The 18394-nt window shown below is 57.0% G+C and carries 15 protein-coding genes; 6 read left to right on the top strand and 9 right to left on the bottom strand.

The features are described from left to right. Positions 1-205: 205 nt before the first annotated feature. Positions 206-1090 (top strand): aminodeoxychorismate lyase, encoded by an 885-nt coding sequence (locus tag L6966_RS10155; RefSeq protein ID WP_237225036.1) that lies wholly within the window; start codon positions 206-208, stop codon positions 1088-1090. A gap of 18 nt (positions 1091-1108) precedes the next feature. Here L6966_RS10155 and L6966_RS10150 read toward each other — a convergent pair whose 3' ends face one another. From L6966_RS10150 to L6966_RS10115, 8 genes are all read right to left on the bottom strand, one after another. Continuing rightward, entirely contained in the window at positions 1109-2347 is a 1239-nt protein-coding gene (locus L6966_RS10150) for a multidrug effflux MFS transporter (protein ID WP_237225037.1), read from the bottom strand. Between the two features lie 124 nt (positions 2348-2471). Further along, positions 2472-3062, bottom strand: a complete 591-nt coding sequence (locus tag L6966_RS10145) for a nucleoside/nucleotide kinase family protein (protein WP_237225038.1) — start codon at positions 3060-3062, stop codon at positions 2472-2474. A 180-nt stretch (positions 3063-3242) separates the two neighbouring features. Next, entirely contained in the window at positions 3243-3608 is a 366-nt protein-coding gene (locus tag L6966_RS10140) for a PTS glucitol/sorbitol transporter subunit IIA (protein WP_237225039.1), read from the bottom strand. A 32-nt stretch (positions 3609-3640) separates the two neighbouring features. Continuing rightward, on the bottom strand, positions 3641-4693 hold the full coding sequence (srlE, locus tag L6966_RS10135) for a PTS glucitol/sorbitol transporter subunit IIB (protein ID WP_237225040.1): 1053 nt from the start codon (positions 4691-4693) through the stop codon (positions 3641-3643). 3 nt (positions 4694-4696) lie between these two features. Continuing rightward, on the bottom strand, positions 4697-5248 hold the full coding sequence (gene srlA, locus L6966_RS10130; RefSeq protein WP_237225041.1) for a PTS glucitol/sorbitol transporter subunit IIC: 552 nt from the start codon (positions 5246-5248) through the stop codon (positions 4697-4699). An 11-nt stretch (positions 5249-5259) separates the two neighbouring features. Next, positions 5260-5703, bottom strand: a complete 444-nt coding sequence (locus L6966_RS10125) for a transcriptional regulator GutM (protein ID WP_237225042.1) — start codon at positions 5701-5703, stop codon at positions 5260-5262. A 23-nt stretch (positions 5704-5726) separates the two neighbouring features. Continuing rightward, positions 5727-7607, bottom strand: a complete 1881-nt coding sequence (locus L6966_RS10120) for a BglG family transcription antiterminator (RefSeq protein WP_237225043.1) — start codon at positions 7605-7607, stop codon at positions 5727-5729. A gap of 36 nt (positions 7608-7643) precedes the next feature. Continuing rightward, positions 7644-8447: an SDR family oxidoreductase gene (locus L6966_RS10115; protein ID WP_237225044.1), complete on the bottom strand. Its 804-nt coding sequence runs from the start codon at positions 8445-8447 to the stop codon at positions 7644-7646. A gap of 276 nt (positions 8448-8723) precedes the next feature. Here L6966_RS10115 and L6966_RS10110 point away from each other — a divergent pair, with 276 nt between their 5' ends. Next, on the top strand, positions 8724-11366 hold the full coding sequence (locus L6966_RS10110; RefSeq protein ID WP_237225045.1) for an SNF2-related protein: 2643 nt from the start codon (positions 8724-8726) through the stop codon (positions 11364-11366). Here the strand turns inward: L6966_RS10110 and L6966_RS10105 are convergent. Next, positions 11363-11851: a low molecular weight protein-tyrosine-phosphatase gene (locus tag L6966_RS10105; RefSeq protein WP_307877388.1), complete on the bottom strand. Its 489-nt coding sequence runs from the start codon at positions 11849-11851 to the stop codon at positions 11363-11365. The two genes, L6966_RS10110 and L6966_RS10105, sit on opposite strands and share 4 nt — an antisense overlap. Before the next feature lie 373 nt (positions 11852-12224). Between L6966_RS10105 and L6966_RS10100 the strand changes: the two genes are divergently transcribed. The 4 genes from L6966_RS10100 to L6966_RS10085 all read left to right on the top strand — a co-directional run bounded on the left by L6966_RS10100 (position 12225) and on the right by L6966_RS10085 (position 18340). Beyond that, on the top strand, positions 12225-12911 hold the full coding sequence (locus L6966_RS10100; RefSeq protein ID WP_237233323.1) for a hypothetical protein: 687 nt from the start codon (positions 12225-12227) through the stop codon (positions 12909-12911). A gap of 375 nt (positions 12912-13286) precedes the next feature. Next, on the top strand, positions 13287-15578 hold the full coding sequence (locus L6966_RS10095) for a SulP family inorganic anion transporter (RefSeq protein ID WP_237233322.1): 2292 nt from the start codon (positions 13287-13289) through the stop codon (positions 15576-15578). A 282-nt stretch (positions 15579-15860) separates the two neighbouring features. Beyond that, a complete protein-coding gene (gene dnaK, locus L6966_RS10090; protein ID WP_237233321.1) occupies positions 15861-17708 on the top strand; it encodes a molecular chaperone DnaK in 1848 nt (615 codons plus the stop codon). 2 nt (positions 17709-17710) lie between these two features. Then, positions 17711-18340 (top strand): nucleotide exchange factor GrpE, encoded by a 630-nt coding sequence (locus tag L6966_RS10085; RefSeq protein ID WP_237233320.1) that lies wholly within the window; start codon positions 17711-17713, stop codon positions 18338-18340. Positions 18341-18394: the final 54 nt, after the last annotated feature.

Here is an 18394-nt window from a genome sequence, read left to right as displayed (position 1 = left end):
TGAAAGGGTACTCCTGCGGTGTATTATCCCCACGATAGGCACCCGGGGCCCATAACAATCGCTTCGGGCCGCGAAACCCACCTCGCACCCACGTGCCCGGGGCGGCTCGTGCCGAATATAGCGCTCGCATCAGGTGCTCCCACACCCAACCCCTAACGCCAGGTTGGTCGTGGGAGCATCAGAGTTAAGGGGCTACTGTTAAACCATGAACACTACAACCGTTGTCATGCTGACAGAGACCAACCCTGCCGGTGAACTCGTCGATGCCACCCTTCCCCTGATTAACATTGAAGACCAGGGTCTCACGCGCGGCGACGGCGTTTTTGAGACCATGCTGGCTGCCAACCGAACCGTGAGAAAGTTAGACTCTCACCTGGCTCGCCTGGCAGGCTCGGCCCGCCTGCTTGATTTGCCCCTGCCAGCTGAGGGCGACCTACGGGGGGCTGTGCACCTGGCGGTAGATTCTGCGCCCCAAGGCGCTCAGACCGTGCTCGGCGAAGAGCACACGGTCAAAATCGTTGTCTCTCGTGGCACCGCAGAAGCCGGCCCCCACGCCTGGGTGACCGTTGCACCGTCGTCGGCCACCGTGCTCCGCCAGCGCGAACAGGGCGTGCGGGTTATGCTCTTGCCCCGAGGCCATGACCCAGCCGAGGACTCTACCTACCCCTGGCTCCTGGCCGGTGCTAAGACCCTCTCGTACGCCGTTAATATGTCGGTGCTGCGATATGTGGGTAAGCACGGGGCGGACGACGCCATCTGGGTCACCGACGACCGCCGTATTCTTGAGGGGGCTACCTCATCTGTCATCGTGGCCAAGACCGAAGGGCAGAAGAAGGTGCTCTACACCCCAGAGCCTGCCCACGGTATTCTGCCCGGAACCACCCAGGGCGCCATTTTCGCGGGTGCTCGTGCCGCAGGCTGGGAGCTGGGGTACGCCCCCCTCTACCCCCAGGACCTGCTGGAGGCGGACGCCGTCTGGCTGGCGTCCTCGGTACGCCTGCTGGCGCCGGTCACCCATCTGAACGGCACCCCGGTTGCTACCGACCAGGCCCTCACTGAGGAGCTATTAGGCTACCTGGCCCGCGGCTAGCGCTAGGGAAGGTGGGCGCTAGGGCTTGGCCCGGTCGGTCGCGTAGTCGCTCTCTGCCTTCGGGGTCGTAATGAGGCTGATGCAGGCTAGGGCGGCAAAGCCCAGCATGGCGCAGGCCATGGGCATGTAGGCCTGCGGCCCCGCCAGTGACACGAGCGGGGCGGCAAGGCCACCCATCAGGGACTGGACGGTGCCCATGAGCGCAGATGCTGACCCCGCAATGTGGCGGGCTTCGCCCATGGCCAGGGCAGAGGCGTTGCCAAACATCAGACCCACCGAGGTGGTAAAGGCAAAGAGCAGGGCCAGGGTGGGGATAAGGCTGGGGCCCAGGGCAAAGTGCAGGGTCAGCAGAGCCGAGATGGTCACGACAGCAAAAGCCCCAAAGGTGAGTACCGTACGCTGGGCGACGCGGCCAATCAGGGAGGCGTTGAGGAAGGAGGCCAGAACAATACCCATGGAGTTCAACCCGAAAGCATAGGTAAAGTGCACCTCCGAGAGTCCCATGACGTTCTGGAGCAGGTAGGGGGAGCCGGAAATGTAGCTGAAGAGGGCACCGAAGCCCAGCACCAGGGTCAGGCTGAACCCCCGGTAGCGGCGGTTACGAGCGACCTCGATCATGCCCGTATAGACCGAGACGAGACTGCCGGTGCGGCGGCGCTCTACCGGCAGGGACTCCTTAATGAAGAGGACCACCAGCAGCATAGAGAGGGCAACCAGAGCCGCGAGCACCCTGAAAATATCGCGCCAGGTACCAAAGGAGAGCACCAGCCCGCCCAGAAGCGGGGCGATTACGGGGGCGAAACCGTTGATCATCATCATGACGCTCATGAGGCGGGCTGTCTGTAAGCCGGTGGTGGAGTCGGTGATTACCGCCCGGGAGAGCACCAGGCCGATAGCCCCGGTGAAGCCCATGACAAAACGGGCGGCAATCAGCAGTTCAATGGTGGGGGCAAAGGCACAGGCCAGGGTTGCCACAGCGCAGAGGGCTGCCCCGATCAGGAGCGGTAGGCGACGCCCCGTCTTATCAGAGAGCGGCCCCACAACAAACTGGCCTGCCCCCATGCCTGCCAGAAAGGCAGTGAGGGTTAGCTGGACGGTTGGGGTAGCGGTGCCTAAATCGGACGCAATTGCGGGCAGGGCCGCCAGGTACATGTCGATGGCCAGGGGCCCCACAGCGGTCAGAGAGGCAAGAGCGAAAATGGCAATCAGGGGCAGGCCGGGCCCGGTCTGGGGTGCGGGTGACTCGGTGGTGTGCATGTATCTCGTCTCTGCGGCTCAGTGGTTGTGATGAGGTGGCTGGCAAGCCCCTTGTATTCTACGCCCGCCTCTTTCTGAGGCGACAGGGAAACTCATGTGGCCTTGTAGAAGTGAAAAATACAATCTACTGCTGAACATAGCGGACGCCCGCACCCGCATAGGCGCTCGCGTAGGCTGCCAGCAGGTCAGCTTCTTGTTTCGCCCACATGTCCCAGTAGGGGCGGTAGGTCTCCCCGTCGCGGGCCAGGGCCCGTGCCTTGCGTAGGTCGGTGGGTACCTCCACGAAGACACCTAGATCGTGGGCGCCGGTCAGCGCCCCTACCCCCTCGGCAATCAGGACGCCCGAGCTCAGCTGATCGGGCAGGGTAAAGGTATGGGGGCCGGTAGGCTCAGACCTGGCCCAATCCCAGCCATTCCAGTGCGGGGCAGTGCCGGGGGAGCTGGCGCGTCCTGACATGACCGCCTCAGCCAGCTGCTGCCAGGTGCGGGCTGCCTGCGCCAGACCGCTCCAGCCCTGGTAGAGATCTTCGAGATGAAACACCTGCGCAGGGATCTCAGCTACTGCTAGCTTACTCACCAGACTAGCTGCCAGGCATGTCTTGCCCGACCCGCTACGCCCATCAAGGGCAAGCAGCAGGGGCCGGGGCTCCTGCAAGGCGGCTTTTGCCTCCCTAACCAGGGCAACTAACTGGGCCACAGAATTCACCAATGGCACGGGGTTCCTTATCCTCTTCTCTCATCAAGCTTTCACCTGGGGCTAGCGGCAGCGGAGTTACTTATAAGGTCTAAACATTGAACTAAAACCATAGGGAAACTGTAATCAAACTCAAGCCTTTATAGTAGGCCAGGCTGTATCTCACAGGAGATACAGCCTGGCCTATAATTTAGTACATAATTATGCTTCGATGGCTACAGTGTCGTTTGCCTTCAGCAAAGGAAAAGGCTGGCCTGCTAGGTCTACGTAAATGGTGCCGCCCATCTCTGCCTTGGTTGAACCATTGAAAACCAGGGAGATATGCCCGAGGGCTCCAAGGTTCTTCTGGGCTACTTCGCCCACGGCGGTGATGGGGTAGCGGTTGCCGCCGATGACAACCTGTTGCCCTGGGATGATGTCGCCAGCTACGTCGGTGCGTTCAATAATGTAGCAGAAATCCTTGAGATTATCGGGTGCTTCTGAACCGAAGAGAATAATCATGTCCTGTTCACGGAACATTTCTGCATCGGGCCCTACGGTGACAACGGTTGTTGAGTAGATGTTCATAGTTGTTTCCTTGGATGGGGTTGAGGGGATTGTTATTCTGTTGCGTAGAGGCCAAGGCTGGCGAGCCAGGCGATTGCTACGCGTGGCGCGCCGTTGAGGAATCGGGAGTAAAGGATAGCGGGGACTCCGACTTCCACGGTTTCGGCTTCTGCTTCGGCCAGACCCAAGCCAACAGGGATGAAATCGCAGGCATTCTGGGTGTTGATGGCAAAGAGGGCAGGTAGCGCTAGGTGGGGCGGGATATTTCCCTTACCGATTTCTACACCGATTAAGGAGCCGATGATAGAACCGATAACGCCGCCCGGACCTAGCAGAGGTGAGAGGAAGGGTAGAGAACAGATGAAGCCTAGGCCAATGAGTCCCCACCCGTTACCTGCGAGAGGTGCCAGAATATTGGAGAACATGGTGCCGAATCCAGAAGCGTTGATAACGCCGATGAGCATAGCAACGAAGCCCATAAAAGGGAGAACCGAGTTAATCATGGTCTGGATGGCATCTCGACCAGCCTGGTAGAAAATGCTGATAACGCGACCAGCACCAAGACCGATTTTTTCAAGAAGAGTTTTGTTCTTCTTCTCAGCGACTGTTTCTGAGATTTTCTTGTTGGTGCTGTACTTTTCGGTAGCGTGGGGTGCCTCAGCTAGAGCAGCCTGAGAACCGGAAGTAGCGGAGCTGGCACCCGCACCTGCCACCGCAGGGGTAAACTCTGCGTCTGCGGGAACAATATTTTCGGGAGTAACCGCTGAAACGTAGATGTCTTCGGTGATGAAGGCCGCGAGGGGACCTGACTTACCGGTGGGCATCACGTTAATGGTGGGGATGCCCTTCTTTGGGTAGAGACCACAGCGGAGGGTTCCACCGCAGTCGATAACGGCGGCGAAGATTTCTTCATCGGACACGGTGGTCTTGAAACCGTTAACGGGTTCAGCGCCGGTAAGTTCTACGATGCGGTCTACGACATCAGGCTTCATTCCCCCGCCTACGATGTAGACAACCTTGTTGCGTTCAGCCGTGGGTTTGATAGTGAGCGGTCCACCGAATCCTGAGCCGCCTCGGGTAATAGTGATTGCCTTGTATTCGCTCATGGTTTAGTGCTCCATCTTAACTTTATCGCTGAGTTCAATACCCTGTTGCTTGCTGACATACTTGACGCAGAGATCAGTAATCCAGCCGCCAATGAAGTTGAGAACTAGGCCTAACAGGAGGTAGCGGATTGCAAGTTCGCTACTGTTGAGACCGAGTTGGGTGATACCCATAGCGATACCTGCCCAGACAAACATTTCTGCGGGGTTGATATGAGGGAATACACCGTTAGAGGTATGGCAGAACTGGGCGGCAGAGGCAAAGTAGCCTGGCTTGTAGCGTTCTGGCATGAAGCGGCCTAGAGAATGAACCATGGGGTTTCCCAACATAAAGGCCCCAACGAAAGGAAGAATCATATACCGAAGGAATACGTTCTTACTAGCTTTTTGAGCAAACCCATTGATGCGATGTTCACCGATGATACCGATGAGGGAGTTCATCGCGATAAGTAGCATGAGGACAAGGGGGACGATGGAAGTCATCCAATCTATAAAGGTTTCTGCACCTGCCTGGAATAGTCCGATAAACCATTCGGCTGCATTGACGAGGATATCCATGGTAGGTCTCCTTATTTCTTCTTAGCTGAGGTGAGCTGTTTGCCCAACCTGATGAGGGGACTATCTGGTTCAATAATTTCTTGGCCTGCGATAAAGCGATGGTAATTTGCGGAGGCGTTTTCGATAGCTTTTCGGATATGTTTGGGATAAGCCGACCAATTTTCTAGCCCTACTAGATTCATATCCAGCCCAATGATTTCTGGATGATTTTTGAAACGGCTGAATACGGTATAGCCAGCCAGAATTTTGGCATCAATAATGGTGTTGTCGTCGTTGATAGCAAAGAGAACAATCGCCCCGGAATTAAGTAGTCTTTTATATTTGCCCATGACGACTCTGCCTTGTTTGCGGAGCGCCACATAGGAGTCTGCGAGGTCCTTGGATTGCCTAAAGGAGAGGACCATATTGACGGCATAGAAGGCGCCGAGGAAAAGGATGATGGCTAGAACATTCATTTTTCTCCTAGTGGTGGGTGGTATTAGCGGTTTGTAGTTCGGGTCGACATAAAGGCACGGAATTGATGGGCAGCTGTGAAGCTGGTGATGGTGTTTATCGAGTCGGTGTCGTGGCTCAGAGCTATGACTTCCTGGTAAAGCCCTACTAGGGCTGCAGAATTATCCTCCCTGTCAGCGTGGGGAAGTCCTGCAAGGATTATTAGATGGCGGGTTTCTGGTTGGACTCCCAGCGCAAGCACGATATAGGATCCGTCGATTCCTATATGAGGAAAGGACAGCTGGTCACTAAGCTTCATTGTTGCCTGCTGTTCGCGGGCAAGCATTTCCTTAGCAAAGTTCTCGCCAGTGACACCGGCCTTATGAAGTAGCCCTAGGAGCTCTTCAAGCTGCTCAGAGTAGGTGTTGCTTTCTAGTAGGAAGAACAGGTTAGAGGTAAGAAGACTTGCCAGCCAGGACCCCTCAGCGAAAGCTCCTTTCGATCCGCCGCTTCGCTGGATGCAGAGAGTATCGATTGCCTTACGAAGTTCCTGAGGGTCCACCTGGTCTGCGACCTCAATAAGAGGGAGCGCAGTTTTCTGGTTCATGCCGGGGTGAGCGATTGCCAGGTCATAGTCTTGTTGATTGATGGTTGCTAAGGCATCCTGATGGATGGCGGTGACAGAGCCAACTCCGGGAAGCGCCGCCTCCACCTGCCCTCGTAAGAGGTGGCCATCAATTTTTCCGTGCCGGTAGATAACAGCGATACGCAGTTGTTGACGAACCTGAGAATAGAAAGCATCCAAGGAAACCTGGAAATAAGCTGCAAGCAATGCGACCTCTGCTGGTACTACTATGTCTTCGGCAACCTCTTCGACAACGTCCGCAGCCAGGCGCGCTAGCTGAAAGGCAAGAGGATAACGAATAGGATGTAGCCCGGAGGAATCTTCAGTGAGCTGAACCGAGAACCGAACCCGGTTCAACAGGAACCCGAGATGTACTAGAAATTCCTCGTGAAGGTTCTCAAAAGATAGCGCAAGCCCAGTTTCTTTCCTGATTCGCTCCTGAATCCTTTGGCAGAGAGTCTCTGCCCGCTCCCTGTAGACAAAGCGGGCAAACCCTTGAACGTTGTCTGGTCCTCGCATCGCAACAAGAGGGAGCGTCAGGAAAAGCGATTCGGAGATAGGTAGAGATTCTTGAGTCATTTTCTGGGCGACGCCCACTAGCTCACGAGCGACACTATGCGCTGGGTTAGATGCTAAATCAGCGAACTGAGATGGTAACGCTTCTAAAGCAAAGCCGTGGGAAACACGGTCAATGAGCACCGTAAACCAGCGTTCCAGAGACTCAATGGCAGCAATCTCCAGTTGGTGTGATAATGCAACGTCCACCATCTGCTCATAAAAAGCGTTGGGGATTGGCGAAATATCAAAGAAGTCAGCATAAAAATGATCCAGCACCATAAGCCGCACTGATAGTTCAGAACCCAGCAACCGAATACCTCTATTAGGCTTACCTTCAATAGCTATTCCGTAGCCCTCAGATAGCTCGCGTAATTTGGCAATATCTGCGTTCACGGTGGATCGTGACACGTTCATTTCAGCAGCAAGTATGTCAGCTACTATAGGACGTTCGAGTTCTGCCAACCTTTGAAAGATATAACCTTGACGCGCACTGGCATCATTGAAGGAGCGTTCTGTAGCAAGCAGAGTATTTTTAACCAGGAGGTAACGCTCTCGGTCATAAATTGCTAGCCGGTAGACTCCCTTAGAAAGCGAAATAAAGGCAGCGTCTACAAATGCACCGTTAAGATCGGCGATTTCCTTAGCAATAGTCTTTGCAGAGACACCCAGCTCATCAGCCAGTGCTTGGGCATCAAAAACCAGACGTAGCTCTAAGGCACGCAGAATCCGAAGAGTACGATTCATAGAAGCCATCATCACGTAAACCGAACCTAAGAATTTCTAACCGCGGGACTTGCCACCGGTCACAGCATAAGTGGTACCAGTGATGTAGGAGGCGCGGTCTGATAGTAGGTAAACTACGGTATTCGCAAGCTCGTTAAGCTTGCCGGGACGACCCAACGGAATAACCTTTGAATAATCAGTATTCAAACCTTCAACAGTTGTATTGCGAGTATATGCCAGTGCCTCATTGTAGGCGGGAGTGGTCAGGCCGGTAGGCTCGTTAATACCCGGAGCAACACCTACTACACGGATGTTCTTCTTACCGAGCTCTTTGCCCCAGGACCGGGTGAAGGAATTGACTGCGCCCTTCGTCGCAGAATAAGCAGACTGGCCATCAGATCCTTCAATACCGGCCTCGGACGTAATGTTGATAATGACACCGCCACCTACTGATTCGAAATGGCGGGCAGCAGCCTGAGCACAGTTGAAAACACCCTTTACATTGATGTTGAACATTGCATCGAAGGATCGCTCATCAAGTTCATATTCTGGGTGCTTACCCTGGAAATCAACCAGCAAACGGGGCAGGTTGATACCAGCATTATTCACTAGCCCATCCAAAGTTCCAAAATGATCAATCACAGAAGCTACCGCTGCACGGACGCTCTGCGCATTTGTCACGTCGGTGGTGGCATTGAAGATGCCGGTCGCGGCGTCCTCTCCGGTCTCCACGTTGATATCTAGCACCGCAACACGGGCACCGGCTTCACGCAGACCTCCTACAATCACAGCACCGATACCGGAAGCACCACCGGTTACCGCAACTACACGGCCCTCCAAACCTAGCCAGTTCTCAGTCATAACTAAACTCCTTATCAAGAGTAACTAAAGCTGTTACCCCAAGACTAGGAGCCATCCTGTCGGCTAGGCCAGAGGCGTTAGGCCAGCCTTTTTCTAGGAGGGAGAAAATCATCAACCAATTCTGACGAGGCCCACCAGATGAAGTTAGTTCTCAAAAGGCTTGCATTTTGCTGGGCTGGTGTCAATATAAAGTGGTCCCTTATGACAGAAACAGAGTAAGGTTAGGGGCAACTAAGCGATAATGGCTCTAAGCATTGCACCAAACTGAAGGGACGCATGAACGATTTCACAGCCGCCCAAAACCTCATGGCTACAGCAGTCCAAGCCCGCGCCGCGCTGGCGGCACTCGCACAGCCTAATACCCTCACTTTTCAGCTCCCGGACGGGTATGCCGGTTCCCTCTACCGGTTCGCCCCGCTGGCTCCAGCCAGTGTCAGTAACCTGCCTGCCTGGCTGACCCAGGCTTTCTGGCGGGCCCAGCCCCCGGCAACTATCGATGACCTGAGGGCTCTCGCTGCTGCCGACGCCCCGGTTCCCCAGCTTCTCGACACCATCGCGGCGGGGAGCGGTGGCCTGCTGGGCAGATTCTTCGGCGGCAAACGTAAGGCTGCTGAGGCGGCTACCTTTGACCTGACCTCGCACGTGACCGAGACGGCCCCCCTCATAGAGCGCCTACGCCCCCTGCTCGAAGAGCAGGCTAGCTACCTGGGCATGAGCCCGGAGCAGGTTTTTGCCTCAGATATTCTGGGGGTCAAGGACGTTGCCGCCCGGCACCTGGCGCGCTTCGCGGGGGAGCGGTGGGAGGCACCCCGCTGGGTTGAGGTTGCGTCCTCCGATGTGCAGGCCTTCCAGGCAGTGTGGAGCTCCCTTAACACTCCTGAGCGTTCTCAGCTGATGAACGGTATGGGGGCTGACATGCAGGCCCTCAAGGCTGAGCGGGCTACCCTCACCTTAGCTGAGCTGCCGGTCGATAAATTGCGTGAGCTGACTAGCGGCACCGTGCGAACCGCGCCCCTGACTGCTGCCGGTATTAACACGGTTGCGGACGTGCTCGCGCAGGGCTCTGCCTCTGCTCTCACCCGGGTGCCGGGTGTGGGTGAGACTACCGCCAGCCAGATGTACGCGGCTGCCACCCGCCTGCTGGATGAGGCCGCTGCCGCAGAGAAGGAAACCCTGGGCGAAACCCGCACTCCGGCCGCCGAACGTATCCTGATTGGCCTGGATCGACTGCACGCTATCGACGCCGCCGTGGGCGATACCGACCTATTGGCCCGCCTGAGCTCCTACGCGCCCCTGCTGACTCAGCCGCTCCCGGCGTCCGGCCCCTTCTACGTGGCTTTGGGGGATGATGAAACCGACCTGGAGCAGCTACAGGCCGACCTCACCTGGTGCCGCTCCCGTACTGGGCTGACCGTTCCACCGGCCACCTGGCTCACCCCCGACGCCGCCTGGGCAGGCTACCTGGCCGACCCTGCCAGCCACCAGGCCCTGCTCGCCCACTACCTGGGCAATGAGGCGATTGGCGATGACTATCTACCGGCTGAAACCGTAGAGCGCATCCGCAAGTTCCCGCTCAACCTCACCGGTTTAGCCGCTACCCTGCGCGGCTACCAGAACTACGGTGCCAAATTCATGCTGGCCCAGAAAAAGGTGATTCTGGGTGATGAGATGGGCCTGGGTAAAACTATGCAGACCCTAGCGGCTCTCACCCATCTGGCTAACAAGGGGAAAACCCACTTCATCGTGGTATGCCCGGCGTCGTTGGTCATCAACTGGCAGCGCGAAACCGAGAAATTCACGCAGCTTAGAACCCACCTGGCCCACGGTGACAGGCGTGATTCTGCCCTTGCCGCCTGGAAGGCTGAGGGGGGCCTGCTCATCACCACCTATGATGGGGCCCGCCTGTACTCAGACAGTACCTGGAGGGCCGATGCAGTGGTCGCTGACGAGGCGCACCTGGTCAAAAACAGGTCAGCGCAGCGTTCCGCTAAGGTCGCTGACCTGGTGCGCTCTGCCGAGTATGCCGTGCTACTTTCGGGAACCCCCATGGAGAACCGGGTCTCAGAGTTTGTCACGTTGGTTGATTACTTGCAACCCGACCTGGTTGCTGGTGGCGGCGTCGATCACCTCCTAGCCAGCGAATTTCGTAGTCTCATTGCGCCCGTCTACCTGCGCCGCAACCAAAAGGATGTGCTCTCCGAACTGCCCGATATGACCGAGCACCGTGACTGGTTGGAACTCACGCCAGGCGACGACGAGGCCTACCGCGCCGCCGTAGCCGAAGGCAACTTTGCTCTCATGCGCCGCTCTGCCTGGGCTGCCGAGGAGTCCGCCAAACTGACCCGCCTGCTCGAAATCGTCTCTGATGCCGCTGACGCTGGCCGTAAGGTTCTCGTTTTCTCCTTCTTCCTCTCCGTCCTCGCCCGGCTTGAGGCGGCCCTGGGGGAGCGCTCTGTTGGTACTATTTCTGGCGCTATGCCTCCCACTGAGCGTCAGGCTGCCGTCGATAGGCTCAAGGACGCGGCTCCCGGCTCCGTTCTGCTGGCTCAGATTACGGCTGCTGGTGCAGGGCTCAACATTCAGTCTGCCTCGGTGGTTGTGCTGGCTGAGCCCCAGTTCAAGCCCACTATCGAGGCCCAGGCCATTGCCCGCGCTCACCGCATGGGCCAAACCCACGCTGTTGATGTCTTCCGTCTGCTGGGTGCAGACACCGTTGATGAGCGTATGGTTGAGCTACTGGGCGTCAAGTCCCAGCTCTTTGACGAGTACGCCCGGCTATCAGCTTCTAAGGAGTCAGCTGCTGAGGCCGTTGACATCTCCGATTCCGCAATGGCTACGCAGATTATCGCGGACGAGCGTGCCCGGCTCGGGCTCGATGCCGGTGCGCCCGTGGCAGACACGGACGGCACCGCAGATTAGTGGTGCTGCGCGTGCCGGATTACGCCCGGTACAGCGCGCTGAATCATGCCGAAAGTTTCGTAGAAATCATCTAGGGTTCCGTACCAGGGGTCGTAGATACCCAGTTGCTCAAGGGGCCAGCTGGCAGTAGCCGGGTCGAACTCACGCATGAGTCGAACCTTTGCTGCGGCCTGCTCTGAGGGGGCCAGCTGCTTGAGACGGCGGTAGTGGTTAGTGTCCATGGCCAGGAGCAGATCATAACGGTCAAAATCTGTTCGGGTGAACTGTTGGGCACGGTGAGAACCGGCGTCAATATTCAGCTCTGCCAGCACTTTTTGAGCGCGGTGGTCAATAGGGTTGCCCTGCTCTTCGTTGGAGATACCCGAGGAAGCGACGTCGAGTTCTAGCCCGGCTTCAGCTGCGGCCTTCTTGATGAGGTACTCACCCATGGGGGAGCGGCAGATATTTCCTGTGCACACAGTCATGATTCGATACATGTTAACCATGTTCTCACTCTTTCCTCAGGAGAATACGGGGGCGGTGAGGAGTCTGATGAAAACTTGGGTCATTGTTCGCTCTGAGGGAGAAAAAGAGCGTCAAGCTGTGTATAGTCTTACAGGTACACACACTTGATGGTTTCTCGCATAAGCTATCGTAGCCTGGTTCATACAGCAGTGAACCTTCACGGCGGCGTAGCGTGGAGAGAATGAACCAGACACTCAGTTTCTTGAGTTCTTTCGAGATGACAGAAGCCCCGCAGGCCACACACCTGCGGGGCTTTTGCGACTCGCCCGCCCAAAACAAGGTGCCCCCAGCCCACTGCATGTACTCTGATAAAGAACACACATCCAATACTCAGGTTCGATGGAGTTTTTTCTCATGTCTGAAATCCCCAATCCCCAGCAGCCCAACCAGTCAAACTTTAACCAGTCTGCTCAGGTTCCCCCTCTCTCCCAGCAGGATCCGGGCCAGCAGCCTATTCCCGGTGGCCTACCTGGCCAGCCCGTACCTCAGGGCGAGGGCTCAAAGAAAAATATGGGTCTGCTCATCGGCGGCCTACTTGCCCTGGCGATTGCCGTGATTATTGTGGCGGTTCTCTTCTTTTCCGGTATTTTTGGCGGTTCAAGCCGCATTGATAGCGCGGATGAGTTCAACCAGAAGGTGAGCGATATAACCGCTGATTCCAACGTCAACAAGTGTTTTAATGCAGATGAAACCATCCTCGCCGGTGAGATGGATTCCCTTAAGCAGGACGTTGCTGAGCAGCTTTCTGTAGACCCTGCGCAGGTCTCTATGTTGCTGTGTGCCACCTTCGACACCACTTCTCTTGAGGGGGCAGTAGACTCTGACCCTGAAATTGCCGATCAGGTGCTTTTGGCTGTGCACACAGGTGAGGGTTCTGTTGCTGATCACGTGGGTAACCTGCAAGATACTGACCTGTCGATTGATTCTACCGGCTGGGGCGTTTATGGCGAGAACTGGCTTGTGTACGCCGAGAAGGTTGATCAGAAAGTTAAAGATGCTGCGATGGATCAACTCAAGGGTGAAGAGGTCCCCACTTCTTAAAAACTGAATAAAGTAAACTTACTGAACTAGGGCCCCTTCTCGGCACACCGAGAAGGGGCCCTGTGTATTGTTTATCACCTATATGAATTGTGTTTGAATTTTTGAATGTTCCCTGCTTCTCTGGTGTAGATTATTTCGTTCATTTTGTTTGGGCAGAGGTCGCTTCAATACGCATCACTGTTAATGAAGTTCACAGTAAACAGTTCTTCAAAGGGCCTTGTCATCAGCCAGTAATCATGATTAACTAATCGCTGGAAGCCATTTTATTGACTATCGTACTGGCACAATAAACCACGCACAGTGGAGAATGTGCCGGCCCGACCCTTGACACATATTCCCCAATCAAGAGCCAGAGCTCAGAGTAGGCAGTTTATTATGACTTCTTCTATTTCGATCCCATCTAGCAAGCCCTCTTTGAGTACCAGGCTCCGGGCTGATGTTCCAGCATCTATTGTTGTTTTCCTGGTTGCCGTACCGCTGTCCCTAGGAATAGCGGCCGCATCGGGTGCTCCCGTTGCGGCAGGTCTCTTTGCGGCAGTAGTGGGCGGTATTTTAGCCGGATATTTCGGTGGTTCCCCACTACAGGTTAGTGGCCCCGCAGCGGGGCTAACCGTTATCGTTGCTTCCCTCGTTGACCAATTTCCCTGGCCCGTGGTGTGCGCCATTACCGTTGGGGCGGGGCTCCTGCAGATACTACTCTCGCTCAGTAGGGTTGCTAGGATCGCGCTGTCCATCTCACCGGTAGTTGTGAACGCCATGCTGGCTGGCATTGGCATCACCATCATCTTGCAACAGGTGCAGGTTCTTCTAGGGTCTACTGCCGAGTCTTCAGCCGAGGAGAACATCAGCGCCCTCCCCGATAACATCCTCAACCTTCGCCCCCTTGACCTCCTGTGCGGTGTTGCGGTCATCGGCATCATTCTGCTCTGGACCAAGCTGCCAGCGAGCGTCCGCAAAGTACCCAGCCAGCTGGTTGCTATCGTCGCCGTTACACTTGTTGCCTCTCTGGCTCAAGCCGATGTCGTGCGGGTCAGCATCGGTGAATCTGTTCTAGAAGGAGTAGCCCTACCCCAGCTTCCTGAGGGGCAGTGGGCAGCCTTCTTCCTCGGCATCCTCACCATCGGAATCGTAGCAAGCGTAGAATCCCTTCTCAGCGCCGTAGCCGTGGATCGGCTCCACCAGGGAGAGCGAACCAACTTTGACAAAGAACTGCTCGGCCAGGGTATTGCTAACACCGCCTCGGGTGCCATCGGTGGGCTACCTGTCACAGGTGTGATTGTGCGAAGCTCTACGAACGTGATTGCCGGGGCTGTCTCTAAACTCTCCGCGATTCTGCACGGAGTCTGGGTGCTGCTCTTCTCACTGGTGGGAGTAGCCCTCATTGAACAAATCCCCATGGCCGCCCTGGCAGGCCTGCTAATCTACACGGGCGGTAAGCTCATTCGCTGGGCCGACATCAGAATTGCCCGCCGTACCGGAGACCTGCTGGTCTACGTGGTGACCGTCCTCGCCGTTGTCGGCCTCAACCTGCTTGAAGGCGTAGGCATCGGAATTGTCCTCTCCATCCTGATTCTGCTCTGGCGTGTAGTCAAAGCCAGTGTGCACGCAGAACAAATCTCCAGCAAACGCTGGCGACTCATCATCGAAGGTAGCTGCTCCTTCCTCTCCACCCCCAGGCTGGTCAAGGTTCTGCAGTCTATACCCGATAACGCTGACGTGGTGGTGGAGTTTGAGGTGGACTATCTAGACCGCCATGCCTACCAGGCCTTCTCTGACTGGCGGGCCCGCCACGAAGCCCTAGGTAACAGCGTCGCTATCGAACAGCGCGAAAACAACCTATTCGATAACCTGGATCAGACCCCGCCCCGCAGAAGTGACCTACAGACCTTCTTCAAAGGCAACCATGCCCCCTGGAACCGCCAGTCGCAGGAGCTACCGGAGATTACCCAGGAGAACAGTCATCTGAAGCACCTACTGCCCATCTTCGCCGGCATTGAACAGTTCCACCGCAAGCATTCTGGTAGTGTTCGGGAACATTTAGCCCCGCTCACTCTAAGCCAGAAACCCGCTGCCATGTTCATCACCTGTGTGGATTCCCGTGTCGTTCCCAATATGATTACCAGTTCGGGCCCGGGAGACCTGCTGACCATACGTAATGTGGGTAATATGTTGCCCCCGTCGCAGACTGTGGCCGCACCTGTGAGCGGCGAAGGCGGAGCAGTATCAGATACGTCGGTCAACGCGGCCATCACTTTTGGGGTGGAGTCACTGGAAATTCCTGCTCTTGTTCTCTGCGGGCATTCCTCCTGCGGAGCCATCAGCGCCCTGCTGACGGGCGTTCCGCAGCCTGATGAAGTGGACCGGTGGCTGACCTGCGGTGAGGAAACCTTGCAGGCGTATAGGCAGGGCCACCCCCTCGTGGCACTGGCTAAAAAAGCTGGCTACACCGAAGCTGACCAGCTGTCCATTCTTAACGTGGCTATCCAGGTGCAGCGCCTACGTAAGCACCCCAGTGTGGCAGAGAGATTGGCTGACGGCCGCGTTAACGTCACCGGGCTCTTCTTTGATATCGCCGCCGGCCGCACCTACGAAATTACTCAAGATGCCATTCTTGATATCAACCATGAGCGGCTACTGGGGGCAAAGACCCAACCGGCTCAGGTGTAAGGAATACGCCGAGTCATAGGCCAAACGGGGTTGGGGGCAGTGCTGAGGCGCTGCCCCCAACCCCGTTTAGTTTGAAGCGCAACAGGTAGTGCGCACTGGTGCAATGACCGGTAGCTTTAGAGGTGAAGCAAAAAAGTTGAGCTTTATTGACTCAAGTCTGTTGACAATTCTTCAAAAGCAGAGCAAACTAGATATCGAGACAAGCGAGTTGAGTCTGAGGGACTCAAGTTCTCGGAGGCGGCTCGCTTGAAGATTTCACATAACCCAACCCAAGGAGAAAACATGTCACGTGCAGTAGGTATTGACCTCGGTACTACCAACTCAGTTGTAGCGGTGCTGGAAGGCGGAGAGCCCGTCGTCATCGCCAACGCAGAAGGTGCCCGCACCACCCCCTCCGTCGTCGCATTTTCAAAAGACGGCGAAGTTCTGGTTGGTGACGTCGCCAAGCGTCAGGCAGTCACCAACGTTGACCGCACCATCGCTTCCGTCAAACGCCACATGGGCACCGGTTGGACCGCTGATATTGACGGCAAGAAGTACACTGCCCAGGAAATCTCAGCCCGTACCCTCATGAAGCTCAAGGGCGACGCTGAGGCCTACCTGAACGATAAGGTCACCGACGCCGTCATCACCGTACCCGCCTACTTCAACGACGCCGAGCGTCAGGCCACCAAGGAGGCCGGCGAAATCGCGGGCCTCAACGTCCTGCGCATTGTCAACGAGCCCACCGCAGCAGCCCTGGCCTACGGCCTCGACAAGGGCAACGAAGACGAACTGATCCTGGTCTTCGACCTCGGCGGCGGCACCTTCGACGTCTCCCTGCTCGAAGTCGGCAAGGACGAAGACGGCTTCTCCACCATCCAGGTACGCGCAACCTCCGGTGACAACCGTCTGGGCGGCGACGACTGGGACCAGCGCATCGTCGACTGGCTGCTGGAGCAGGTCAAATCCAAGACCGGTGCTGACCTCTCCAAAGACAAGATTGCCCTGCAGCGTCTGCGCGAAGCAGCAGAGCAGGCCAAGAAAGAACTGTCCTCAGCAACCTCCACCAACATCTCCCTGCAGTACCTGTCCGTCACCCCCGAGGGCCCCATCCACCTGGATGAAAAGCTGACCCGCGCCAAGTTCCAGGACATGACCTCAGATTTGATTGAGTGCACCAAGAAGCCCTTCAACGACGTCATTGCTGAAGCGGACGTCAAGGTCTCTGACATCGCCCACATCGTTCTGGTCGGTGGCTCCACCCGTATGCCCGCCGTCACCGAGGTCGTCAAGGAACTCTCCGGTGGCCGCGAGCCCAACAAGGGCGTCAACCCCGACGAGGTCGTTGCCATGGGCGCAGCCCTGCAGGCAGGCGTGCTGAAGGGTGAGCGCAAGGACGTCCTGCTCATCGACGTCACCCCCCTCTCCCTCGGTATCGAGACCAAGGGCGGCGTGATGACCAAGCTGATCGAGCGCAACACAGCGATCCCCACCAAGCGTTCCGAGACCTTCACCACCGCTGAAGACAACCAGCCCTCAGTGTCGATTCAGGTCTTCCAGGGCGAGCGCGAGTTCACCCGCGACAACAAGAACCTGGGCACCTTCGAGCTGACCGGCATCGCACCCGCCCCCCGCGGCGTCCCCCAGATCGAAGTTACCTTCGACATCGACGCCAATGGCATCGTTCACGTCTCAGCTAAGGACAAGGGCACCGGCACCGAGCAGTCCATGACCATCACCGGCGGTACCTCCCTCTCCAAGGAAGACATCGACCGCATGGTCAAGGACGCTGAGGCTCACGCCGAGCAGGATAAGGCCCGCCGCGAGGCCGCCGAGACCCGCAACGCCGCTGAGAACACCGCCTACTCCATCGAGAAACTACTCAAGGAAAACGACGAGAAGCTACCCGAGGATGTCAAGACCGAGGTCCAGGCAGACGTTGACGCTCTGAAGTCTGCCCTGGAGGGCGAAGACGATGACGCCGTCAAGACCACCTTCGAGAAGCTACAGGCTTCACAGACCAAGCTGGGTGAGGCCCTCTACGCTCAGGCTCAGGCTGATGCCGCCTCCGGCGAGGAAGCTCCCAAGGCTGACGAGGACGTCGTTGACGCAGAAGTAATCGACGAAGAAGATGAGAAGAAGAACTAGCCATGGCTGAGAACACCAACGAGCCTGCGGGCACCGAGCCCACCGGCCAAAAGCCCGAGGGCACTGACCCGCTTGAAGAGGTCTTCAAGGCACCAGCCGCTGAAGGCCACCCCGAGCCCGAAGGTGTGGCCGAACCGGAGACGGCAGGTGCTGAATCTGCCGCAACCGGCCAGGCCGGTTCAGAACCCTCCGAGGCTCAGGGGGAGGGCGCTGATGCGGCCCTGGCCGCTGAGCGTCTTGAGGATTTGCTCCGTCTTCAGGCCGAGTTCACCAACTACAAGAACCGCACCGCCAAAGAGAAAGAGCAGTTGCGCGACTTCGTTATCGCCGATCTGGTAGCAGCTCTGTTGCCCGTCATCGACGATATCGATGCCGCCCGCACACACGGCGACCTTGAAGATGGCCCCTTCGCCGCGATTGCCAATAAGCTCGAAGAGACCCTGAACAAGCAGGGGCTGGAGCGGTTCGGTGAGGTGGGGGAGCCCTTCAACCCCCAGGTTCACGAGGCTGTGCTGCAGCAGCCCACCAGCGAGGTTGAGCCCGACTCAGTCTCCATGGTGCTCCGCAACGGCTACCGGGTTAAGGGCCGCGTGGTCCGTACCGCCCAGGTTGCTGTAGCGGTCGCAGAATAAGGACGCGGGCGGGTGCCTGACCTGATGCCTCAGGTTGGGTGCCCGCCCCTTCTA

The sequence above is a fragment of the Rothia nasisuis genome (assembly GCF_928381405.1).
Classification (GTDB): Bacteria; Actinomycetota; Actinomycetes; order Actinomycetales; family Micrococcaceae; genus Rothia; species Rothia nasisuis.
This window is presented reverse-complemented; position numbering and strand designations above follow the sequence as displayed.